Below are 25090 nucleotides of genomic sequence, written 5' to 3' on the forward strand. Positions count from 1 at the left end.
GCTTGAAGCGAACCAGAACTTTAACCTCATCTATATATTTAATATATCTTTTATGATTACACAATCGTTTCGACAAAATTTCCCATAAAAATAAACAGCTAGCCCTACATTCAGGACTTCCCAAACCCTATTCGACAAATAAAAAAAGACCGAGCCGGCGGCTGCGGTCTTATCGATATCGAACAAACAAACTCCATTAATCCTCTACCACAATACCTCTACCTGAACACCGCTGGGATTGTTAGCATAACGAAGCAATAACGTCATGCTACCCTCATCCCAAACGTAAGCCCCTTGCGTCTTCGAGCCGTCCGCTCCACCCAGAATAACCCGTTCCGGCTCACGCGGGCAGCGGAAGCGCGCAGAAGCTTGAATCCCTTCCGGTCCTCTAGCCGCGAATGCGAACCCGCCGTCCCGCTCCTCGATTCCATCGATTCGGGATGCCGCGGCAATAAGCTGCACGCCCTCTCCCGCGCTGCTCAGATCATAGAGCAGCGCTTGTTGGCCCGGCTCTACCGTTACCTCATGAAGCACAGGCAGGTCAGCGTTCAGCAAATCCACATAAGCGCCGCTCAGAACGAACGGCTGCGCATCAACCGACTCTTCCAGCACGGCCGCTACTACATAAGGACCACGGCGCAGCGCCATGCGGTTCATCGTTTCCCACTGCGAGGCAGCTGCCTCCTGCCCTTGCGCCTGCGAGCTTCCAGCAGCTGCAAGTGCTCCCCTGACCGTCAAACGCAGTTGGTCGGCCACGTCGGCATGAAGCGCGCATAGCGCCGGATGAACATTCAGATAAGCCAAGCTCCCTTGGCCAACGGAATAGACGCCGGGCTGCAAGGAGGCTTCCAAGCCCATACAAGTAAATAGATGCTCCATTGGGGAAGCATATTTCTTCGCTCCCTGGTTCCACCATTCACGAACCGTATGGAAGTCGTCGCTGCCATCGCCGACATAGATGAGCGCGCCCCCATCCTTCACCCATTCCGCCAATACGTTATGAAGACCGGCTGATTCCGGCTTCATATACTCATAGCTCAGAACCAGCGCCTTGTAATCATCCAAATAACCCGCGAATCTTCCTGCGTTATCCAGCTGTACGGGCCGCACAGCCGCACCGTGCTTCAGCAAAGGCAAAGTCAAACCATAGAATGGCGACCAATCGAGCAGCTCCATAAACTCGCTGCCTAGCGCCGAGGCCACTTCCGTACCGTCATATTTGAATGCCGTCGCTTCTTCACTCCAGTCCGGATGATTGCGCTGGAACATAGCGGAATCGGCCAGCAGCACGCCGATTTGCAAATTCGAGGTCAGCCATTCCGTATCCGGCTGATCCATGTCTGCCAGCGAGTTAAGCACAACCTGCAGTTCAGTCGCATACGCTGCCGGAATGTTCACGCGACCCTCTTCCCCTTGCTTCGGATAAGTCCCTTGATAAATTCGTCTAGGCCACGGACATACCTCATAACGACTTACATGCGGATGCAGCAGTGAGGCAACCAAGGTGCGAATATAGTTCTGGCGGTAATCCTCCCACGTATGCTTTGGATCATCGGCAATCGGATCATGCAGGAACCACATCCGGCGATCCGTGCCGCGAACAAGCTCCTGCATAATGCCATATTCCAGAAAAGCCGTCTCGAAGGTACGTTCCTTACGCACGCCATTATAGACATTCGGCGTCTGAGCCGTTCCCGTCCATACTTGCGCAATATAACCATCAACGCCCGGCAGTTCCAGCAGCTTAGACTCTGGGCTCACAATTCGCCACTGGGTATAGTTAATTAGACTATGTGTCGGCACATAGAATCGAATATTCCGGTCATACTTGACCTTCGCATATTCCTTCAGCGTATTGCAAATCCGGTCCAGCGTCCGGGCATAGAGATGCACTTTCAGCTTCGAGGCCCGATATTGCGCGTCTACCGTCGCATGCGGAGGCTGCCACGGCTCCCGATAGTAAATTTCCCACTCTCGTTTAAAAGCGTCCGAATAGCCGCCCTCAACCCAGAACTCCGGTTCCTCCAGATGAATCGCTTCCACACCTGCATCAACCGCAACGCGAATCTGCTCCGTTAGGAAATCCGCATACGCAATGGTTGGCACCATATAAGGAATATCCTCGGAGGTTCCGTGAATGATATGTTCGTTTCTACGATTCTTCTGCGCTTCATCCCAGTGTGTTCTGCCATCCACTTCGCCGTTCAAATAATGCTGATAACCGCCCCAAGATACGCCGGTCATCAGATGAACGACATAGCCCTTGTCCTTCCACGTACGAATGCGTTCCTCCAAGTCTCCGCGGATCCCATACACCATGACAAAGTCAGTCTGCAAATCGTACGACGGATGGTACGGTCCACCCTCCTGAAACCCGGTTAATTCACTCAAGCGATCTCTTGAAATCAAGGACACGGCTGCATGCCTCCTTCTAAAAGTAAAAATAAAAGGGAAGGCTCGCCCTTCCCTTTCTGGTTATGCATTCAACTTTATGCGAAGCGTCTTAATCTCAAAAGGCTGGAAGGTCAACACTACTGAACTCGACATCTCCTGCAACAATGTAATCGGATTCTCCAGCAGATCGGTCTCCTCAATCGCCTCACAAGTCAAACCGAAATTCACTTTCGCCTGCGCCCGTGTGCCTGAAGCTTCGTACAAACGGATAATTAGATGCTCGCTATCCTCCGCTTTCTTCACCGCCTCGATCATCACATCCGGATTATCGATTTGAACCAGGGAACGCAGATCTGAACGCCCTGCTGCAGTCGCGGCACCAGCGGACTTCGCAACCGTAAGCGGCGTATTCAATTCATAGCCTTTGCGGTATACTTTCGCCTGCACGAAATCCCCCTGATGCGGGTAGATCGCATAAACGAACTGATGCTCAGCGCGGTCGCAGGCAGGATCCGGGTAGCCCGGGCTGCGCAGCAAATTCATATCCAGCACATTTCGTTCCGCACTGAAGCCATACTTGCTGTCACTAAGCAGCGCGACACCATAATCAGGCTGCGATAAATCTATATATTGATGAGCGCAAATTTCATCTCTAACGAACTCTACCATCGTATTGCGCGTTGTTGGACGCTTCAAATAACCAAATTGAATCTCGCAATTGACTTGCTCCGACATCACGCTGACCGGGAAGGAAGTGCGAAGCATTTTCTCCGACTCCTGCCAATCTACCTTCGTTTCGAACCGAATCGTCGTTCCATCTTCAGCGAGTACGATACGCTGCTCCAGCGAGGATTCGCCGTACCGATAAGTTTGCACAAGCACTGCATTCGAGCATTGAATGGAAGCCGTGGAGCTTACAAGCTGCATCGTGCCTGCTACTGTATCCCGGTAATCTCGCGGGAAATCCCATGCATCGCCTTTGTCATGATAGAGGGTCAGTACATTAGCTTTCTTGCCGGCTTCAATAGATTCTCTGCCCGCAACTTTGTCATAAATCGATAGAATGCTTCCATCGGATGCAAAAGTAACGCGCAGGTTGCGGTTCTCGAGCAAAGCTTCATCTGCATGCAGCTCTTGAGACTGTTTGTTCGGGGTGCTGCGCAGCTCTTCCGAGAGTGCGACAAAGCCCATTGGCGGCACCTTCACAGCGTACTGGGCGCCATTCTGTTCCACCAGTTCTTCACGTTCCCACGGCAGCGAATTCACAACGATCGCCTGCCCGCCAGCAATGCCGGACAGTCCCGCGACATTCGCATAGGTCTGCTCGATCATCTTTGCTACTCGAGTATGAAGGATTTCATAACGGGCCAGCGATTCGTCGAACACGCGCGTGATCGAAGAGCCTGGCAGGATATCATGGAATTGATATAACAAAACTTCTTTCCAAATCTCATCAAGTTCTGCTGTCGGATACGCCTGTTCTCCGAGTGCCAGCGCCAAGGATGCAGCAAACTCCAGCTCCCGCAGCGACTTCTCCATCTTGCGGTTATACCATTTGTTTCTCGCTTGCGACGTCAGCGTCCCTTGATGTTTCTCCAAATACAGCTCCCCGCGGTAGGTTTGGAATCGCGGCCCTTCCTGCGCCAGCTTCTCGAAGAAGGATAGCGATGATTCCTGAACGACCGGCGGCAAACCGAGCAGGTTATGCTCACGTGCCAAACGTTCCAAGTGTTCTTCGCCAGGGCCTCCGCCGCCATCGCCGATCCCAAACAACATTAACGCATGCTCGGAAACGTTGCGGTCTAGATATTGACTCTCAATCTTGGCAAGCGATCTCGGTGCTCCCGGGCTGTTATACGTATCCTCAGGCGGCAGATGGGCAAGCACTTTGCTGCCATCTATACCTTCCCAATGAAAGCTATGATGCGGATGCGTATTGTATACGCTCCATGACAGCTTCTGCGTCATCATGTAGTCCACGCCGGACTTCTTCAGAATTTGCGGAAGACTCGCGTTATAGCCGAATACATCCGGCAGCCACAGCACCTTCATCTCCTGGCCAAATTCTTCTTGGAAAAATTTCTTTCCATATAGGATCTGTCTTACCAGCGCTTCACCACCGGAAATATTCGTATCCGGCTCCACCCACATCGCGCCTTGTACTTCCCAGCGCCCTTCCTTCACTCTGGCCTTAATCTGCTCGTAGAGTGTCGGATAATACTCTTTCATCCATTGATACAACTGCGGCTGACTTGCGCCGAACACGTAGTCGGGATACTTCTCCATGTTGCGAAGTACGGTCGAGAATGTCCGCGCCCCTTTGCGAATCGTCTCCCGAATCGGCCATAGCCATGCCAAATCCATATGTGCATGCCCGATCGCACTGACAGTCAGCGATGGATCTCCCCCGCGCTTGGCAAGCTGCTTGGCTAGAATCGCTCTGGCACGCGCAACGGTTTCTTCATTAATGACTTCCAGCACAAGCGCTGCTTCGTATAGGCTCTGAATGACGCGGTCTTTCCTTGCGCTGGCATCAGGCACTTGCTCCGCCAGCTCCAGCAGCACTTCATAGTCATAATAGAGGCGACGCGTTTCGTCGCTGCATATCGCAATATCCGCTTCTTTAAGCGTACCGCTTCGATATTTCCCGAATAAGTCATTGCACCCGGCATCGGCCCACAATTGGATCGTTTCTCCGGCAGCTGATTCACTAATATCCACCACACGTTTTCCCGGCAGGCCGAGGCTGAAATCAAATTCGGAGTTAATGTTGGTAAGTCCTTGGTAAGGCGAACCGTTGTTATCGACCAAGCACAGCTCACCGTTCACATCAATGAGCAGGACAACCTTCTTTCCTGAAGCACTCTCTGGTACGCGGCCTTCGAAACGAAACCATGCGCAATCCCATAAGTTACCCCATTTATCGCCCGGCTTCACTTCCATGTATTCGCCGGATGTACGTTCTGAATAAGGAACCGGCTCCTTAGTCACCCATGCTGAAACGGTCAAAGCAGCAACCGGTTCATAGATGGCGTTTCGTATTCTAGGCAAGAGCCCCTTTGCCTTTTCCAGTATTATTTTCTTAGTCTCGTAGGGCATTACGGTCCCTCCCCATTCCCTGTAAGTTTATTAAGAAAGAGGACTGACAAAAACAGTCCTCTCGTCTTTGCTTCTATTTATTTGGTTACCAATTCCGCCTTCTTCTGAGCATCATCCAGAATCGCTTTGATGTCGCCGTCTGTCATGAGCGATTTCACGGCAGCATCGCCAAAGATTTGCCAAGCCTTCGAGTTGTCTTTCGCAAAGGTTGGAAGACCTTGAACGTTGCCAATCATCGCTTGATAGTGCAGGTACATTTCCGGATGCTTCGTTTTGTAGTCATCCGTCTCCGCGATTTCTTTCAGAATCGGCGAGCGTGTGTTGGAATCCGCAATCAGCTGTTGCACTTCTTTGCTGTACATCGCTCTGATGTAATCAAAAGCTGCTTCTTTATTCTTAGCATCTACCGGTACGGAGTGGAAAGCAGCTCCGATCGTTACGTTACCCGGCTTGCCGTTTGGCGACAATGGAATCGGCGCCATACCGCACTCCAGACCAACATTCTTACATTCTTGCGCGCGCCACGGTCCATCGATCAAGTAGGCCAGTTGACCTTTATTCCAAGCATCGAAGTATGTACCTTCGTTGTTGTTCAACATCAAGCCTGCAGGATGGTTAGCATTCAAAGCTCTCAGAAGCTCGATCACTTCAATGTTAGCCTGGGAATTGAATGTCGGTTGTCCGTTTCCATCAGCAAATGTTCCGCCATTGATGGCAACCAGTGCACCATAACGAAGGTATCCGCCGAAATTAGGAGCGCCATATACGCCGCCGCCATAGAATTTGCCTTTACCTGCATCTGTTACTTTCTTCGCGTTGTCTACAAGCTCAGCCCAAGTCGTGATTGCTTTCTCAGGATCCAAGCCCGCTTCTTTCACCAATTTCTTATTCCAGAACAAGCTGCTTACGCCCGGCTGGGAAGCCAATCCGTAGATCTTACCGTCGATTTCCATCGGTTTCCATGCTGCAGGAGCAAGCTTCTCACGAATCTCTGCTGCCATATCATCCGGGAACGCCTCAAGCAATCCTTGTTGAGCGAAACCAGGCATTTGCGTTTCACCGACGATGATGTCCGGAATGTTCTTAGCCAGGAAGCCCGCTGTTTCTTTCTGGATCAGCGGCTCGCCCCAGCCCCAGTCTTCCGTTTTGATGCTTATATTTTTTTCTTTCAATTTCGTGCTAATGAATTTTTGATAATAAAGACCGAATGCTGCACCTTCAAATTGGTTGCCCGGAGTATAGCTCGTATCCGTGCCGCCATCTTTCAGTTCCTTCTCCTTCGAAACGAGCAAATCATCCACTAAGCCCACGCCAATGCCGACAGCGCCTTCATTCAATACAGTAAGCGTAACAGGTTCTGCAGCAGCGGGCGTATTCTCCGTTGTATTAGCCGCCTCATTCGTTGCATCATTTGTTTCCGTTGTTGCTGTGTTGCTTGGTTTCTCATTCTCTGCTGCGGTATTAGTGTTATTCCCGCCGCACGCCGTCAGAGCAACCATCAATAGCGCTGTTCCCATCAAGGCTGTGGTCTTTTTAAATTTCACTTGAACCCCTCCATTTGTGGATGACTATTTGCTACATCTGAAATATAACATACTAATATAATATATTCAATATGTTATTTAGAAATATTTTAACCCTTTATTCCTGTGTTCGCCAAGCCTTGCACAATGTATTTCTGGAAGAAGAAGAACATCAATAGCGCAGGAATGGTAGCGCCAAGCCCGAGTGTAATAATGAGCGGCCAGTTCGGTATTCCGCCAGGGCCGGCTGCAGCTGACGACAGCCTCGTAATCGCGGCAGGAAGTGTCTGCAGGGAGTCTGTTGATGTATAGAAGAACGGCGTAGCAAAGTCATTCCATGTGCCAAGCGCTGTCGTAATTGCTATATATGCCATAATCGGCAGCTGGAGCGGCAATAAGAGCTGGAAAATAATCCGGATCGTACTCGCACCGTCCACCTTTGCCGCTTCATCCAATTCGAATGGGATCTTCTCAATGGACTGTTTCACTAGGAATGCACCCATGATATTAATGCTTGGCCCACCGATGAGATACACCCACCACGTGTCCAGAATACCCGTACCGCCATTAAAGATGTGATTGCCACCGGCAAACGGAAATCTCGCATACTCCAGATAAGTAGGAATTAATGCGATCGTACCCGGGATCATTTGCGTGCCGAGCAAGAACAAGAATAACTGGTCTTTCCCTTTAAACTTCAGCCTCGCGAATACATAACCCGCTAAGAAAGAGGTCAACAGCGCCCAGAACGTGTTGTAGACCGTACGGATGGAGGAATTGAGGAAATATTTCTGCACGCCCGCCTCAGTAGATCCATAGAACAGCACCAAGTAGTTTCGCAGCGTCGGTTCTTTCGGAATCGGGAGCAGTCCTAGTACGGATGATGTGAATTCCGTCCTTGAGAAGAAACCCGCTAATATCATAAATACTAAAGGATATAACAATACGAGGCCGACACCGAACAATACGATATGTGCGAATAAATGGGTTGGCTTTAATTGCACGGCGACTTGTTTACGAAATCCTGCTGTTGCTGCCATAGTTTATTTCCTCCTTTTCAACGGGATTGTATTACTTCTGTCCGCATTCGTGGACCAGCGGTAGTAAAGCACCGTCACCGCGAATACAACGACTGCCATAACAAGCGACGAGGCTCCTGCCATCCCCATGTTGAAATCCCAGAAAGCATCCCGATAAATACGGAACACGAGCACTTCCGTCTGTCCGTATGGACCGCCATTTGTCATAAACAAGACCTGCTCGTAAATTTGAATCGCACCGATCAAACTTGTGATAATGATATAAGTTGCAATTGGTTTCAAACCGGGCAAGGTGACATTCACCAATTTCCCCCACCGGCCGGCACCGTCGATTTCCGCTGCTTCGTACAATGTCGGATCTACGGATTGAAGCCCGGCCAGCCAGATAAGCGCAGCTCCGCCCACGCCTTTCCACACGGAGTAAACCACGATCCAGAACACGCCCCAGAAAACGGAATACTGCCATACGATCGGTTCCTTGCCGATCGATTTCAAGAAGTTATTAATGACCCCGTTATTCGTATCCAGAAGTAGGTTGAATATTTGGGTCGTTGCAACGGCCGAGGTGACGGCCGGAATGTACCAGATAGAGCGGTATACCCCTTTGCCGAATAAGGGCATATTCATTAGCAAGGCTGCGCCAAAGCCAGCCATTAAAGTAACGACCGTCACCAAGCCGCCCATCCATATCGATCTCCAGAGCGCATTGTAATACTGCGGATCCTGGAAGAACCTAACGTAGTTATCTAACCCAACAAACTTCGGACTGCCTGTAATCCCAATCCATTCGAAGAATCCAAGCATAAAGCCGAATAAAATCGGAAAACCAGATAGCACAAGCCACCACAAAATCATAGGTCCTAAAATAACGGTTGCAATGATCGCGTCTCGATGTTTCTTGGTGAATTTCTTCAGTGAAGACTGACTGCTCGCATTAACGCTGCTATGCAGCGAAGCTTGAGCACTCACAGTTAAATTGCCCTTCTCCATATTCACACGCCTCCCATGCCGGATTAGTTGCCTTCTCGTTTCAAATCACGGTTTACTCGCTGGAATAACTCTTCAAAGGATGCACGTTCACAACCGTACAGCCGTGGAAGCGCTGTTATTTTTACTTACATCTTGAATTTGTTTCAATCCGATCTGCTTTGCTTTATCAATTAACGTGGCCAGCAATTGCAATACATGCGGCATAAATGCGGCGAGATGACTTCCCGGCTACCATCCCCGTCCCCCCTCGTCTCATACGTAACATTCCCTATATTAACCACTATAATATAAATTATATTAATTATATCATTATAGTCAAATAAAATTTTATAAAAAAAACCGATAGCGCTGTGAATGGTACCTCCACAGCGCTATCGGTCCTTCATTTGTGTCCTGGTGTCCGGTTAGTTTAACTGACCTGTTGTTTTGCGAATGACAAGACTTGGCTGTAGGTTTATCTTCTTGTAGCTTGGCTGTTTGCCTCTATTGTCTATCACTTGCAACAACAAGCGGGCGGCTTCTCTGCCGATCTCTTGCTCGGACTGGTCGATGTGCGTCAGCAGGCTGAATTCCTCCAGCAGCGGGCTCGGGTTATCGAAGGTAATAATGGAGATATCCTCCGGCACGCGCAGTCCGACTTGCTTGGCAATCGACAAGATGTGGACGCCGAGCGCGCAGTTCAGCGCAATGTAGGCCGTCGCCATCCGGTTCTTAATGAAGCGGTACAGCGGGTGTTCCTGATTCAATATGGTTTGATTCTCGCTCGATGTGGTGAATAGCGTATTTACGCTCTCTTGCTTTGCATTCACAAGGAAATCGGTCAGAATCAGCGCCGGATTAATCAATGCGCCTTTCTGCTTCAGCGCTTCATTGTAGCCTTGAATCCGTTCCTCCACCGATACTGTCATTAGCGGCGAGTCCGAACAGATCGCAATATTCCGGTGGCCGAGACTCCATAGATGATCAACCGCCAATATGGAAGCTTGGACACTATCCGAGGATACGACATTCGTTTCTACGCCCGGCAGATGACGATCAATAAGCACGAACGGATAATTTTGCATCTTGAGCGCGATAATTTCTTCATTGTACACCTCGGCATCCACCGGAAAAATAATCAAGCCGTCAACGTTATTCTTCAGTTCACGAATGACTTCTTTCTCCATTTCCTTGGAGTTGTAAGTGAACATGACCACCACGGAATACTTGCTTGCCTCCAGCATTTCCGTTATCCCATGAAGCAGCCGGATCGCGAAGTAATCGCCGATGAACGGAAAAACCAAACCGATCTTCGCCCGATATGTCGCGCGCTCTGGCATAGGCGTTTCAATAATTGTGCCTGTCGCGATGTATGTTTCCGGAATCCCTTTGATAAAGCTGCCTCTACCCGGTATCCGATAGATCCAGCCGTCCTTCGCCAGCTCCGCTAATGCATTAACAACCGTGATCCGACTGACCTCGAACTGATCCATTAGGTCCTTCTCTGTCGGAATTTTATCATCCTCTACCAGTTTCCTGCTTATAATCAGGTCCTTAAAATAATTTTGAATCTGAATATATAGAGGCTCTCTATCCTGACTCATGAGCCAATCCCCCATTATCTATTAATTTCACCGCACGTACCTTTATATCAAATATATCATAAACATTCTCGATTATAAAGCAACCTAACATGGCCCTCTAATAAAAAATCGCACATCATCCATAATCAAACATTTGTGAACAAAAAAGTTATTCGTTCTATAAAATTGACGCATTAAAGATATAACAATCATGTCAACTTGTGGAATTGAACGCGAAAGCAGAATAATAAATGCGAGAAAAAGAGCCTCTCACTCCATTTCTTCCTAACACACTTAGAAAAACAAAAAGAAACCCGTGCGGTTTAATCACCGTGGGTTTCTTTCTTTATACACAAGGAAGGAGCGCAAGATTGCGCTCCTCTCCTTATTAGCAGTCGGCCTTAACCAGAGCAGCCTTCCTGCTTGCTAACCGCTATCGCTCACTAATTGATCGTAATCCGATCTGCCGTTATCGTAGCTACATCATAGAAGTACACGCGGTACTCCAGTTTACGATTAAGCGTTTGATTAAATGTCAGGTTGAAATCCTGATACGTGTTAGCCGCCGTAAACTGCTGCCTCGTAATATCTGCCTGTGCCACAACAGCACCCGCTTGTGCGTCCCAAACATCGATTTTGGCGACATTCAAGTTGTCCAGCGTGTTGTTGTCCACTTTGAGGCGGAATGTGATTTTACGATTACCGATCGGCACTTGGGTGTCATATGGACCGTAAACCATATGTCCGCCGTTATCCAGCGACGGAGTCGCCTGCCAGCCATCTCCGTTTACGCGTCCGAGACCATGACCTAATACGGTACCTTCCGCTTCATAGTTGCCAAGTCTAGTTGTAACGGCTACCTTATCGACGTTGATTGCGGCTTTATCTTTGTAATTCACCCTGAATTCCAGCGCACTTCCCGTTGGATTGGTAAAGCTCAAACTGAAATCCTGATACGTATTGTTCGCTTTGAATTGATTCCGGTACACATCGAGGACGGCGAGACTCTGTCCGGTCGAATTATCCCGTACATCCAACGTAACGACATTATCGTTGACACCGGTAATGGAATCGATCTTCATCTTGAACGATGCTGTCAATTGACCGACCGGAAGGGTATTGTCATACGGTCCCCACATCATGAAGCCGGCATTATCCTGAGCGACGTTTGCACTCCAGCCATTCTCGTTCGCACGGCCAACCGTGTGCGAGAACGCAGATTCAGCTTCATACTTCTTCACAACTGTAGCCGGATCGATTGGCAGCTGATTATTTTCCCGCATGAGCTGGAAGTACGTGTCCGGTCTGACGAATACGATGTTGCTGTTGCTGCTGAAATTGTTGACGGCATTGATAAAGCTCTGGTACGTGATGCCTTCCCACGGATTCGACTGAATGGTAACGAAGCGAGGCGACGTTCCGTTCCAGCCTGAGATGGCCCCATTGATTTCGGAAATAATGGACGCCTCCGAGTAGCAATACGTCGCGTTCAGCCCTTGGCTTGGCAGCGTATTATCATACACCGAGATCGCTCCACCCGCGTTCTGAGCCGTCAATCCGTACAGGGAAGGGGCATATTGAGCAAAGCTGTTTCCTACGTTTGCGTTCGTCGCGCCATTGATTTGATTCCAGACCGTAAGAACCCTGAGGCCCGCCCGGTTCATATAATCGTTTGTGAGCGCCACATAGTTGTTCAGGTACGTCTGGTTGCCCCAGTAATTCGGGTACGTATAGCCGATTCCCGTCGGACCGGAAATCAATTCGTCATTCGGCGTCGCCGTATTGTACAGGTAGTTCAGCACGCCGGGCATAGCGTCCAGCATCGCCGGGGATACGGTCCACCCCAGAGGCACTGTACCTCTTTGCGGATGATCCCAGAATGTTTTGAAGCGGTGCTCCAAATATTGAATGTTATCGCCATCGCTCAAGATGAGGGAAATATAGATTTTGTTCTCCAGCGGCGGCTTATTGGGCGTGCCCTTCACATTGACCGTTCTGGATGTACCGCCGAACACAGTTAAATTGGATGCAAAATCGCTGGCAATCGTCGACACGCCATACTCGGACACGGTCTGAATGCCCAAGCCCTCATCCGGCCACCAGCCCATGTAGATCCCGCTGCCATATGGCATGTCGGCCAGGAATTGGCGAAGCAGTGTATTCTCGGCGGCAATTGCCGGGTTCAGCCAAATAGTAGCCGCCCCTACCGCAGTCGCGTAATCGCGCAGAAAACCTTTGATACCCGGATTCAATCCGACAATCAGCTTATGCGTGACCAATGACCAGTAATTCGTATACAAGTATTGATAGACTTGCAGTTTAGTTGTGAAATCGCCGCGCAAATCATTAAGAATCGGCAGATTGTACGGCGCAGCGGTGAGCTTCGCAACCATGCTTGGCGATGCTACTATTCCGCCGCTTAGCGATGCGATCGTAGTCGCCAAGTTGACGGTATCCGGAAGCGCATCGTCATACACGACGATCCCGCTAATTTCACTTCTGTATTTGGTAATAAGCGAATATTTATCTGCCACATCGGCATAACCGAGTCCCAAGGAGTTTGGCCAGTTGTACTTGCCTTCCTCGTTGTTTACCGCGTTATCGAATGTATATATTCGAGGCTGCGTTTTGTTGACGAGCCCTTTGAGCGTCGTGAACAACACCGCTTCTTCTTCTTTAATCAGCGGTCTTGCGCCTACATCATTAACCTTCATATACGCGCCACCGTGCCAGAACACCCTGAATTCCAGCGCATGCCCAGCGGTCGCATTCTTGAATGGAACCTCAAACCGCTCATAGACGGAGGCCTGCCTCCATTCTTTCCGCGTAATGCTTCTGCTCGCCAATACGACACCGCTTGTGCTGTCTCTGACATCAACGGTTACCATGACATCATCATTCGCCGTGTTATTATCGATCTTCAAATCATAGAAGGCGCTGAAGCTTCCCGTAGGGATGGTAGTCACATTCGGACCGGTTATCATGTTGAGATTCGGCGCATCGATTGAGGTTTGTGCCAGCCAGCCATCTCCGTCCAAGTGACCTGTGGCATGTCCAACCGCTGCACCCTCCCCTTCATATTTATATTCGACATCCTCTGTTCTGACGTCGATCAGATCAAGCGTTGCGGCAGGTGCCGAGAAGGAAGGAAGCACTTGACCCGACGGCCAAGTAAGCCCAGCTGCTGCTGCAGGTGAAGTCGGGAGTATCGGCAGCGGTGATGCCGATGCAATGATAACGGCTGCCAGTCCTAAACCAATCCATTTCTTAACTCTCATTTTCATCCTCCAATACGATCATAATTTGGAATCTAAATGAATGCCGGCTATGCGCGTAATTCTACACTCGATATAACTTGTATCCTCCTTTGCCTCGGGATTATTTCCACTTCTCTATGCTGTAAGTGCTTACAATGTAAATTAAATATATCGTATATATCTTATAATAACAATATGTTTTATTGACAGAAATTACATAAAAAACAGCTTGTTTGTGACGCGATCGAACCTTGTCGTTTAATGGAAAAACAACGTCAAAAAAGCTGCCTCCTCCTATGTGGAGGAAGCAGCCTTCCTTGCGTGCAGATGCAGACTACTTCTTTGCGTATTGCATGACAGGTCCAGTCGACTGACCGACGACCAGCTTTGGTTCGAGAACGATTTTGTGGTATCCTTCTTCTTCACCCGGACGGTCCAGCAAATCGGTTAATATCCCAGCCGCGCGGCTTCCGATTTCCTCTTCCGATTGCGCGATATGCGTATACCATTCCTGGCTGTCCACCTCTGAAGACGGATCATCGAATGACAAGATCGACAATTGTCCCGGAACATCCAGCTTCATACTGCGGGCCAGCCCGGAGATGTAGAGCGCGAGCTTCGCATTCAGCGTAATATAAGCTGTTGCATGGCCGTTCTTAAGGCAGTGAGCCAGTGCATGCGCATCGTCCTTGTGATCATAATCGACCACAAGCTCAGTCAGAATGAGCGCCGGATCGATCATCGCTCCTCTTTGCTTGAGAGCCTCAACGTATCCGGCAATCCGCTCTTCAACCGTAACCGTCGGAAGCGGTGAGTCCGAGCAGATCGCAATATTCCGGTGGCCCAGCTCCCATAGATGAGAGACCGCCAATTGCGCGCCCAGCCTGCTGTCCGAGCATACGAAATGCGTTTCCACCCCCGGTAAATAACGATCAATGAGCACGAATGGGAAATGATTCATTTTGAGCGACAGGATCTCCTCGTTATACGTCTCGGCATCAATCGGGAAGATGATCAAGCCCGCTACATCCTTCTGCAGCAGCTGAACAATCGCTTCCTTCTCGAACTCGTTGGAATGATTCGTCAAGATGACCGCTAGGTAATAGTCGCTGTGCCTCATAATCTTGTTCATGCCTTCAATCAAACGGAGGGCAAAATAATCATCCAGCGTTGGGATGATAAATCCGATCATTCTTTTGCCAGCCGGACGCTCACGCTGCGTGATTTCCTGCTTCTCACGCACGATCTCATTTAACGCCGGCGCACTCTCAGGTTGTTGCGAAGGCACATCGGGAACGAAAGGCATATCCTTGCTAACAAAGCTGCCCCTGCCCGGAATCCGATAAATCCAACCTTCCTTGGCTAGCTGGGTTAATGCATTGGCAACTGTGATCCGGCTCACATTGAAATCGACCATCAATTCCTTCTCCGAAGGGATCCTCTCGTCGATCGCCAGCGCACCGGAACCGATCAGCTTCTTGAAATGCTCCTGCACTTGGAGATATAGCGGCTGCCGCTCTTTCTGCATCATTCAGGACTCCCAACCCATAGTTAATAACTCATTTAATATAATAAATACAATACTTTGATATATCATATATTGTCAATGACTTATTTAGACGATGAATTAGGCTCAATCGGCAACCCTTTGCTTTCACGAACCAGCTGGAAATACGTGTCCGGACGTACAAAAACGACATCCTTATTCGACAAGTATTGATCCCTTGCATTCACGAAATTCTGATAAGAAACCTGCCAGGGGTTCGCTTGAATGGCTACGAAAGCAGGAGATTTACCATCCCATTTCTTAACGGCTGCCTCAATTCCATTGGTCAGGTCGCTTTCCGCACTGCCATAGGAGACGTTCAGCTCTTGTCCGGGAAGCTCATTCTTATAAACTTCGATCTTGCCCGTACCGAACTGGGAGGTAAAACCAAGCAGCGAAGGTGCATGTTCGGCAAAATGATTCGCAGCCTCCGGCGTAATCTCGCCTTTGACGTAGTTCCAAATGGTCAACACCCTCAGTCCTGCTCGAGACATGTAGTCATTCGTACGCGTGACGAAGTTGTCGAGTCCATTTCCGTCCTGCCAGAAGTTCGGATACGTATAGCCCATTCCCGACGGACCCGAAATCAACGCATCGTTAGGCGTTGCTGTTTTGTACAAGTAATTTAGGATGCCGGGCATCGTATCCACCATCAGCGGCGAAACCGTCCAGCCAAGCGGAACTTCGCCGCGGTCAGGCGTATCCCAGAATCTTTTGAACGAATGCTCCATGTACTGCAAATTGTCGCCATCGCTCAGGATGAACGACACGTAGATTTTATTTTCCAGTGGCGGTTTCTTCGGCAGTTCAGGCACGGTGATCTCGCGCGAGATTCCGCTAAATACGCTTAAGTTGGATGAGTAGTCGCTCGCAACCGTAGCTAATCCGAAGTCAGACGTTTTCTTCACCCCTTCGCCTTCATCCGGCCACCACCCCATATAGAGCCCGCTTCCGTATGGCATATCCTTCAGAAATTTATCCAGCAGCTCGCTTTCCTTCGGCTCTTTCGGATTAAGCCAGACGACAGCGGCCGTGAGATTCATCGCATAATCTCTGAGATAGGACTTGAGCGAAGGATCTAGACCGATGATCACGCGGTGCGTAACCTTGGGCCAATAGTGCTCGAGCATATATTCGTATACATCCAGCTTTGATGTGAAATCACCGCGCAGATCCTCCAGTATAGGCAGGTTGTACGGAGCTCCGGTCAGCTTCTCCACTAGTGCCGGAGGTGCAACAATTCCGTCCTTCAGGCCGGCAATTGTCGTTGCCAGATTGACGGTATCCGGCTGGCTGTCATCGTACACCACAATGCCGCTTACCTCCGAGCGATATTTGTCCAGCAGCTTCCAGTTATCCTTCTCTTCTTTATATGCAAGTCCGAGCGAGGTTAGCCATGATGTTCCTGTGCTGCCATTCACATTATCCGTGAAGGCGTACAAGCGAGGTTTGGTTTTATTGACCACGCCTTTCAGGGAAGTGAACACGAGGTTCTCATCCTTGCGAAGCGCCCAGGAGATACCGATGTCGAACAGCTTTACAGTGGATTTGCCGGTCCATAACACCCGAAACTCCAGTGCATGCCCATTATCCGGGACGGTAAAAGGAAGCTCGAAGCTCTGGGATGCATTCGGCAGCTTGAAATCCCAGTTCGTTATCTCCAGCGAAGCAAGACTCGTACCCGCTTCTTGATCGAGCACTTCCAGTTTCGCCACAACCCCGTTCTCATTCGCAAAGTTGTCTACCTGCAAGTTTACGATCGCCTTATTCTCACCGGGCGGAATGTTCGTTTGATTCGTAACGTCCAGCATGGGAACATTCGGCGCATCGCTGCCAGCTGTGGCGAGCCAGCCATCCCCGTCCGCTTTGCCGGTTTTATGGACTAACGAGGCATCTTCCGCCTGGTAGTAGAAGTTATCTGTGGTGTACATCAGATCGAGCGTCGAAGCCGGCTCCTCGAACGAAGGCAACGCCTGCCCCTTCGGCCAATGGACCCCCTCCTCTTTATCAGGCCAGGCAAAATAAGTGGTGACGGCTGCAGCGGCTACGACAACTAAGGAACCGAGTAGAATGAATCTGCCTTTCAATGGATCTCCTCCTATTTAGGTGAATGGTTGATGAATCGTCCCATGATGTCAAAGTTCTTAATATTTACTATAATATATATAACAAATAATATCTAGAATGAAAAAAGATCTCACCGAGCCGAACATTCGCCTACCACGTGCCGCATTCCTCTTCCTGCGCCACGTCACAGCTCACATCTCGCGTTCCGCATCATCCCCACGCCACGCCACAGCTTACATCTCGCGTTCCGTATCATCCCCACGTCACGCCACAGCTCACATCTCGCGTTCCGCATCATCCCCACGTCACGTCAAAGCTTACATCTCGCATTCCGCATTCCGTATGCCGCAACTCCCTCACGACCCTGCCACATGCCAGAACTGGCGTCTCTCTTGCCGCAAAAATCTAACGAATCGTAGAGGCCTTATTCTGCCGAATATCGGGGCTCTGAGATTCTAACGAACCGTAGAGGTCTTATTGTGGGAGAATCAGCACCAATACACCTAAAAACCGTCAAATAAGGCCTGTACGATTCGTTAGCACATTCCGTAACTACCATCGCGTGCCGGAAACAACGAAAAAGCCGCCGACTAAGCCGGCAGCTTCACATTTACGATCAATAGGAACAATTTGCGTTAAGTCCCCAATATATATTGATTGATAAAATCATTGCCAAACTTACCTTCCGGATCATAGCGACGAATCAGCTGCTGAAAGTCGGGTAACTTCTCGTAGTGCGATTGTACCCGGGCCGGTGACATGGTGAATAACTTCCCCCAGTGAGGACGAGCATGGAATGGCTCAAGCTGCTCTTCGATAACAGGCAGCAATTGTTGAACAGCAGCCCAATTATCTTTCCATGTAAAATGGATCGCTACCATCTCCTGCTTGTAACAAGGGCTCATCCACAGATGATCTGCGGCAATGGTGCGGATCTCCGATACATGAAGGAGCGGCGATATCTGATCACGCAGGCGGTTAATCGCACACAAAGCCGAATAAGCGTCTTGGCGCGGCACGAAATACTCGCTTTGCAGCTCCTCCCCCGCACTCGGGGTAAAGTCCATGCGAAAATGCGGTAAACGCTCATACCAAGGTCCTGCGATTCCCATCTGTTCACTGCAATTCTCCGGAGAAACGCCCGGTACCGGGTGCCGATTCGAAGGTGCTAGTGTCGCGCCGTAAAACTCAGACGCTACCAGACTCTCCACGGTAGCATCTGTTAGCTGATTCTTCCGCCACACCTGATTAAACAAAGATGACTTCCAATCCGTAAACAAACTTACGCTATAAGCACTGGAGAAGATTGCGTCAAACTGGTCTTCCAGCTGCGTTAGCGGCAAGTTTTCATAGATATACTGGTTCATTTGGAAGGCTGGAACGACGTCTAGCGTGAGTTTCGTAACTACGCCTAATGCTCCTAGTCCCACGACTACACCGGCAAATACGCCATCATTTTGATCGCGAGAGCACACAATTGTCTCTCCATCCGCTTTAACAACCTAAAGGGAATGGACCACCGTAGCGAGGTTGCCATTCAAATCCCCTGAACCATGCGTCGCTGTCGCTACCGCACCTCCTACTGAAATATGCGGCAGCGAGGCCAGGTTATGCAGCGCATAGCCGTTGTTATGGAGATAGTGACAAAGCTCACCGTAGCGGATTCCAGCTTCCACCGTCACTCGATTGTTGGTGCGATCTAATGTTATTATGCGGTTCAGTTTCTGGAGCGAGAGGTGAACTCCAATAGAGTCGGCGATGCCATTGAACGAATGCCGTGTGCCAAGTACCTTGATTCGATTGCTGCGAGCGACCAACGCTTGTACTTCTTCTACATTCTCAGGCGCATGGAACTCCGAGGCGTTGTACCTGTAATTCCCTGCCCAGTTACGATTATTTTCCACAGTAAGACATCCCTTCCTGAACTACGTATCGTTAGTGTTATTACTTGCTTCGCCCTCGGTTGGAGATATCCCTGCAACCTCCTCCTTTTCCCTTTCTTCTAATGCTTCGTTCCGTAGCATAAAATGAACTAGATTCCTATAAGGTGGCGAGCCTATGAAAGAGATTTCATTTCGAGCATTTGCAATTACGAATGAAATTGATTTGAACAAAATAGCCATCCGATGCGGCATTCCTAAGAAATACACATGGGAAGAACCGCTAATCCTGAGAGACAGCATCTTGGAATCGATTCTCCAGCGCCAAGTCGATGCCTCGCAGCAGGTGCTCGTTTTCTCCTTTGGCAGCGTCGTTTTTATTAATCACCAGCACCGCGATGAGATACTCCGTTTTTTCACCTTCATCCGTTCTTTCGAGCCGAATATTGACCTTGATGCCACAGACAGCTACACCGATGATTATAGTCTTCATACCGCGGAAGCTGAGAATATGGTGCTTACCGATGAATATGTTGTCGTTCCCCAGTATGAGCTTTTCTACCCTGAGTTAATATCCACTATACTAGCCAAATCGGTAGCGCTGGAGAAAATAGAAGAGCAGCTCGGGAAGATCCACGACAAGCTCGAAACCATGATCGACCGATTGGAAAAGGGCAAACTCAGAATCGGCAATAAGGAGCTCGCACGGACGATGGCAACCATCATTCGGCATGAGTATAACACCCTTGGGTATATCATGATTTTGGATAAGCCTGATATTACTTGGACAAGCAGCACAGCCGGCGAATTTTACGATAAAATGCTGGAGTTTTTCGAATTAAATGATCGGTACAAAATATTAAAAAGCAAAACGGACGTGTTATACAACATCATGGAGGGTTTCTCGACCATCAGCCACTCCATTAGAGGGCTATTCGTAGAGTGGGTCGTCGTGATTCTCATCGTTATTGAGGTTGCGCTTTCGATATTTAAGATTGCTTGATTTAGAACGAAGCGCTAAAGCAATAATACCCAAGCAACTAGATTACAGCATATAATTGAATAGACTCCACGAGTGATGAGCTGTTTTATTCGGATGTTACAAAAGTGCTCGCATACATCGAACAAGATCACCTCTGCAAATTCTTTTTAGGCTTCATCCAAGAAGTAGAATATGATTATTCCCATGATTACCCCTGGTTAAGCACCGATCAGCAGCTGCGTGCAGCAGGTCGAGTCATAGAGATGACGGGCGGCTTCTGCAAACCGAAAGAGGAGAAAGCCAATTGGTTTATCAAGGTGCATAGGAAGACGCCGACCGTTGTAACCTGAAAATATCCTACAGTTCATTTCGAAACAAAGAAGACTACCTCCCAGATCAGGAAGTAGTCTTCTTTGTTTCAGTTCTCCATCAACAGGACGAAGCTCGATCCGATTCGCAGCATCAATCTAACGATTTGAATTTATAATCGTCTTTCATTTTATCCAGGCTCTTCATCTTTGAAGTGCCCAAAGCCGGTTTAACATGCTCAGCTGGAATTGAATATTTCGCCACTTCACCGCTGTTGTGGGCAATGATTTCAAGAAGTTCAATAACTTTGCCGGCCGCGAAGAAAACAACGGAAGCCGTTATTCCGCCAATGATCCAGTACATGGCTACCAACCAGCGAAAGGACTGTTCATAGTCAACGAGCGGATTGTCTGCATTACCTGCAACAATACCGATAATTAGCCCTCCTACGAGCGATAGCCATCCGAAAAGCTTTAGTAAATCTGTCATTGTCTCACTTGAGCCCCCTACTGGATTTTTTACAACCCATTATATCCCAAATGATCAGAAGAAGACTACTCTCTTACTTCTTACCCATAATCCCAGACACAATCCTCCGGTCGTTTATTGGGCAAGAATCCTCTGAAAATCGTAACACTAAGCTGATGCATATCCGTCCGCTCCTGGTACTCGATACGGCAGCACAGGCGCGGCTCGATCCACTTTGTTTTCTGATCCTCGGAGGTATGGAGCTGCTGGAGCTGCTCTGCGATCGCCAAGAAAGCTTGCTTTTCTTCAGGCTTGATGCCCTCTTCAACGGATCCTATCGGCTTGTTTCTTATCGTCCGAAAGTGAAGTCCGAGGACTAGCGCGAATGGTTCTGTCCGATAGCCTAGAATGACCGTGTCAATGGATTTGAAATGCTTGATTTTCAGCCAATCCGGCGATGTCCGGTTCAATTGATAGCTCGAGACCTTCCGCTTCGCGACAATACCTTCCAAGCCTTTCTCCTTCGTCATCGCGAATAGCGCTTTGCCCATCCCGTCGATAAACATGGTTTTGGTGAGAGCCGGTGAATCGGAAACCACCTCGGCCAAACGCTCCTTCCTGTGCATCAATGGCTCATGTATATGCTCTTGATCGGTATATAAAATATCGAATGCCACGAAGGTTACCGGATGAGTGAGCGTCGCTTGGGCAATTCTTGAAGAGTGGCTTAGTCTTCCGCGATGCAAAAAATCATCGAACACAGGCCGGCCCCCGCGCATACAGATGCCTTCACAATCCAAAATAGCCGACTTGGCCTTGATCGCGGCGGCCGCTTCTTTCAATTCGGGGAACTTGGCTGTAACAAGAACTCCGTAACGCGTGTAGGCTTCAATACGTTCGTTTTGCTTGTGAATGAGCATACGCCAACCGTCATATTTAGGCTCGAAAATATAGCCTTCATCGTCGAAGGCTTCTTTTCCAACGCTCACAATCATGGGCTTTAATGCAGAAAAGAGCATAGGCTGGAATCCCTCCCCCTATACTCTAGTGTCTCCCATATAAAAGAGCGCAAACCAGCTGGCTTCATATCCTGCTTTTACTTCTCGTCCTTCTCTATTACATAACCGTTCTTCGTAATATGATCCTCGAATATCCGCTGTATATCAGGGAACTGCTCACGTTCCAGCCACGATTCCGTTTTCCATACACTCGACGTATTCAGCGCACGCGGGCAATGAATGAAACATTCCTCGACGGTTACCTTAACTGCGAATTGCGGAGGTCTGCCATTCAGTGCCATGCTCTGCTGCAAGGTCTCGTTAAAGACCATTCGCGCAGTTCCGTTAATGCGGAGCACCTCATTCATCCCAGGCAAAATGAAGATCATGCCGAGCCGCGGATTTTCCAGCAGATTCATCATCGAATCAACGCGCCTGTTTCCCATTCGCTCAGGAAACGCTAATGTATGGTCATCCAATACCTTCACAAACCCAGGCTGGTCGCCGCGCGGCGATACATCGCATTGGCCTTTGGCATTCGCGGTTGATAGAAAGAACAGCGGACATTTTGCTAAATAGGCACGGACATGATCATCGATATGATCGATGGTTTTCTTCACAACGGCCTCGTGCGGAACGCCGACTAACTCTCGCAATCGCTCAATGGAATCAATAATTTCGTCTTCTTGATAGTTATAACTCATATATGATTTCCTTCCTATATAGAATCTTAGTATTCATTGTACACGAAAAACAGCTTACTCCGCATTGCCTTATCCTTTCAGTGCATACACTGGATTAATACGTTGAATCGGGGGTTTTATACGTGACCTTATTTCTAAACCATCCGGAGTGGTACATCCTAGGCCCTTTATTTGGAATTACGGTGGCGGCCATGTATGCGGTATCAAATAAGCCACTCGGTGCAACTGGATTTTACGCTCAACTTACGGACATGATCCTGGGTCGCCCAATGAAAGAGGCATGGCGGCTATGGTACTTGTTAGGCGTTATGATGGGCGGTGCAGCTGCAGCTTTGATGGGTGGAGATTTGGGCCCTGCCTCCTACTACGGGAAAATGGGAGAATCGCTCCCGATACAGGCTCTTATCCTTATTTTGTTCAGTGGCGGCCTGCTTATGGGGATCGGAGCCAGATCTGCAGGCGGATGTACATCCGGACATGGCTTATGTGGAACAGCCACGTTATCTCCCGGCAGCATCGTATCGACAATTGTTTTTTTCGGCGTGGCCGTAATCGTAACGTTCATCTTGCATGTTGTAACAGGAGGAGCTCTATGAAACGTACGGGTTTCTTATTTGGCCTATGTTTTGGGTTCTTAATCGCTCTGGCCCAATTTACGGATTACAATGTCATCCATCAGGGACTGTTAATGAAGCATGCTTATATTTATCTCGTCATGGCTTCGTCCGTCATCGTATCGATGATTCTGCTCTGGCTGTTAACGAAGCTTAAATGGCGCACGCTGCTGGGTGGTCCTCTTAAACTACCGAAACTCCCGATCCGCAAGCATCACATCTGGGGCGGCGCTCTGTTTGGAACGGGTTGGGCGATTACAGGAACGTGCCCCACTGTTTCGGCGGCCATGCTTGGCACGGGAAAGCTTCTGGGCCTAAGCGTAATGGCCGGCTTATTCGTTGGGGTATTGCTAAAGGATGTTTGGAGCAATCGGAAGCCGTGACCGTGAGAAGCCTCTTATTCATTAGATAAAGATCGCAGGCGTCTAAGCGACGGAAACAGAAACATCCACAAGCCTGCTACGACGATGGTTCCGATCCCTCCGATAAATGCGGCAGGAACGGGTCCAACCATGCCGGCAAGCGTGCCCGACTCAAACTCTCCCAGCTGATTGGAGGTTCCGATGAAGAGCGAGTTTACCGCATTTACGCGGCCCCTCATCTCATCCGGCGTTTGCAGCTGCACAAGAGAAGAACGAATTACCACGCTGATGACATCCGAACCTCCAATAAGCAGTAAGGCAACCAGCGAGATGATCAAATTCGTCGATACCGCAAAGAGCATCGTAGCTAATCCAAAAACGCCGAGTGCTCCGAACAGAATCGGACCGAGCGCTTTCCTCAAGGGGAAATAGACGAGTGTAATGGACATCAACAGCGCACCAACAGCAGGAGCGGTCCTCATTATCCCTAATCCTAGCGGACCTGTATGTAAAATATCCTCCGCGAATATAGGCAGCAGCGCTGTTGCGCCACCTAGAAGAACGGCAAACAGGTCAAGCGATATCGTTCCCAAGATGACGGGATTGCGTCTGACGAAGACTAAGCCGGAGAAGATGGAGCTGGCCGTCACCGGCTCGGGTTTCCTAACGACTCCCTCCATGCGGATGAGGAAAGTAAGAATCCCCGCAACGAATAGCGCAACTGCTGCTGTAACATAGACGAATACCGGCCCCACCGCAATAAGCACACCGCCTAGGGTCGGTCCTATAATCTGAGAGGTTTGTCCGGTCGAGGTTGTCCACGCAATCGCTTTCTGCATGAGTTCTTTCGGTACCAGCATCGGGAGCAACGATGAAGACGACGGCCCTTCGAATGCCCGGCAAGCACCGAGTACGGCTGCAGCCACCAGGATTTCATTTCGCCCTAACCATCCAGCTAAGTTCCCGACAAGCAGCAGCGCTGCGATAGCACTTTCGATAATTTGGCACAAGAAAACGATTTTCCTTCGGTCGAACCGATCCGCGACTTGACCGACAACCAACGTTAGCAGCATCATCGGCAGAAACTGTGCCAGTCCCACGAGCCCGAGGCTGTATGCATCATGCGTCAGCGCATACATCTGCCAGCCAATCGCAACCGAAAGCATCTGGAAGGAAGTCGAGGATAACGTTCGCGATACCCAAAACTTCGTAAAAGAAGGCTGCCGGAGTGTAGATTCCGTTTCCAACACGGTGCATTTCACGCCCTTTTTAGATCGCTTTTTTCCATACTAGTC

The 25090-nt window shown here is 49.4% G+C and carries 17 protein-coding genes and 1 pseudogene; 4 read left to right on the forward strand and 14 right to left on the reverse strand.

The genetic code is table 11. The features are described 5' to 3' along the window. Positions 1–204: 204 nt before the first annotated feature. From AC50Y3_RS21850 to AC50Y3_RS21895, 10 genes and pseudogenes are all read right to left on the reverse strand, one after another. Positions 205–2415 (reverse strand): hypothetical protein, encoded by a 2211-nt coding sequence (locus tag AC50Y3_RS21850; RefSeq protein ID WP_494820838.1) that lies wholly within the window; start codon positions 2413–2415, stop codon positions 205–207. 60 nt (positions 2416–2475) lie between these two features. Continuing rightward, on the reverse strand, positions 2476–5493 hold the full coding sequence (locus AC50Y3_RS21855; RefSeq protein WP_494820839.1) for an alpha-mannosidase: 3018 nt from the start codon (positions 5491–5493) through the stop codon (positions 2476–2478). 77 nt (positions 5494–5570) lie between these two features. Next, a complete protein-coding gene (locus AC50Y3_RS21860; protein WP_494820840.1) occupies positions 5571–7037 on the reverse strand; it encodes an extracellular solute-binding protein in 1467 nt (488 codons plus the stop codon). A gap of 89 nt (positions 7038–7126) precedes the next feature. After that, a complete protein-coding gene (locus AC50Y3_RS21865; protein WP_494820841.1) occupies positions 7127–8056 on the reverse strand; it encodes a carbohydrate ABC transporter permease in 930 nt (309 codons plus the stop codon). Between the two features lie 3 nt (positions 8057–8059). Continuing rightward, on the reverse strand, positions 8060–9046 hold the full coding sequence (locus AC50Y3_RS21870) for a carbohydrate ABC transporter permease (RefSeq protein WP_494820842.1): 987 nt from the start codon (positions 9044–9046) through the stop codon (positions 8060–8062). Positions 9047–9450: 404 nt separating this feature from the next. Next, complete coding sequence (locus tag AC50Y3_RS21875) at positions 9451–10629, reverse strand: GntR family transcriptional regulator (RefSeq protein WP_494820843.1); 1179 nt, start codon at positions 10627–10629, stop codon at positions 9451–9453. Positions 10630–11051: 422 nt separating this feature from the next. After that, positions 11052–13886, reverse strand: coding sequence for a GxGYxYP domain-containing protein (locus tag AC50Y3_RS21880; RefSeq protein ID WP_494820844.1), 2835 nt, complete (start codon positions 13884–13886; stop codon positions 11052–11054). A gap of 313 nt (positions 13887–14199) precedes the next feature. Further along, positions 14200–15396, reverse strand: coding sequence for a GntR family transcriptional regulator (locus AC50Y3_RS21885; protein WP_494820845.1), 1197 nt, complete (start codon positions 15394–15396; stop codon positions 14200–14202). Between the two features lie 80 nt (positions 15397–15476). Beyond that, a complete protein-coding gene (locus tag AC50Y3_RS21890; protein ID WP_494820846.1) occupies positions 15477–17498 on the reverse strand; it encodes a GxGYxYP domain-containing protein in 2022 nt (673 codons plus the stop codon). Between the two features lie 615 nt (positions 17499–18113). After that, positions 18114–19382 (reverse strand): annotated as a pseudogene (locus AC50Y3_RS21895) (FAD-binding protein). A 154-nt stretch (positions 19383–19536) separates the two neighbouring features. Between AC50Y3_RS21895 and AC50Y3_RS21900 the strand changes: the two are divergent. Together AC50Y3_RS21900 and AC50Y3_RS21905 are read left to right on the forward strand one after the other, a co-directional pair. Next, on the forward strand, positions 19537–20361 hold the full coding sequence (locus tag AC50Y3_RS21900) for an RMD1 family protein (protein WP_494820847.1): 825 nt from the start codon (positions 19537–19539) through the stop codon (positions 20359–20361). A 104-nt stretch (positions 20362–20465) separates the two neighbouring features. After that, the gene (locus AC50Y3_RS21905; RefSeq protein ID WP_494820848.1) at positions 20466–20690 is read left to right on the forward strand and encodes a hypothetical protein; all 225 of its coding nucleotides are present in this window, start codon (positions 20466–20468) and stop codon (positions 20688–20690) included. Positions 20691–20802: 112 nt separating this feature from the next. On the opposite strand, the gene AC50Y3_RS21910 is transcribed toward AC50Y3_RS21905, so the two are convergent. The 3 genes from AC50Y3_RS21910 to AC50Y3_RS21920 form a co-directional block, all read right to left on the reverse strand. Continuing rightward, on the reverse strand, positions 20803–21138 hold the full coding sequence (locus AC50Y3_RS21910) for a hypothetical protein (protein WP_494820849.1): 336 nt from the start codon (positions 21136–21138) through the stop codon (positions 20803–20805). Between the two features lie 80 nt (positions 21139–21218). Continuing rightward, positions 21219–22136, reverse strand: a complete 918-nt coding sequence (locus AC50Y3_RS21915) for an ATP-dependent DNA ligase (RefSeq protein ID WP_494820850.1) — start codon at positions 22134–22136, stop codon at positions 21219–21221. Positions 22137–22213: 77 nt separating this feature from the next. Beyond that, positions 22214–22819, reverse strand: a complete 606-nt coding sequence (locus AC50Y3_RS21920; protein ID WP_494820851.1) for an MSMEG_1061 family FMN-dependent PPOX-type flavoprotein — start codon at positions 22817–22819, stop codon at positions 22214–22216. A gap of 122 nt (positions 22820–22941) precedes the next feature. On the opposite strand from AC50Y3_RS21920, the gene AC50Y3_RS21925 reads away from it, so the two are divergent. Together AC50Y3_RS21925 and AC50Y3_RS21930 are read left to right on the forward strand one after the other, a co-directional pair. Continuing rightward, complete coding sequence (locus tag AC50Y3_RS21925; RefSeq protein WP_494820852.1) at positions 22942–23415, forward strand: YeeE/YedE family protein; 474 nt, start codon at positions 22942–22944, stop codon at positions 23413–23415. Next, on the forward strand, positions 23412–23816 hold the full coding sequence (locus AC50Y3_RS21930) for a DUF6691 family protein (protein ID WP_494820853.1): 405 nt from the start codon (positions 23412–23414) through the stop codon (positions 23814–23816). The genes AC50Y3_RS21925 and AC50Y3_RS21930 overlap by 4 nt, the downstream gene beginning before the upstream one ends. Positions 23817–23830: 14 nt before the next feature. Here the strand turns inward: AC50Y3_RS21930 and AC50Y3_RS21935 are convergent, their stop codons facing one another. Further along, positions 23831–25045, reverse strand: a complete 1215-nt coding sequence (locus AC50Y3_RS21935; RefSeq protein ID WP_494820854.1) for an MFS transporter — start codon at positions 25043–25045, stop codon at positions 23831–23833. Between the last annotated feature and the right edge of the window lie 45 nt (positions 25046–25090).

Source organism: Paenibacillus sp. J22R98, from assembly GCF_059383835.1.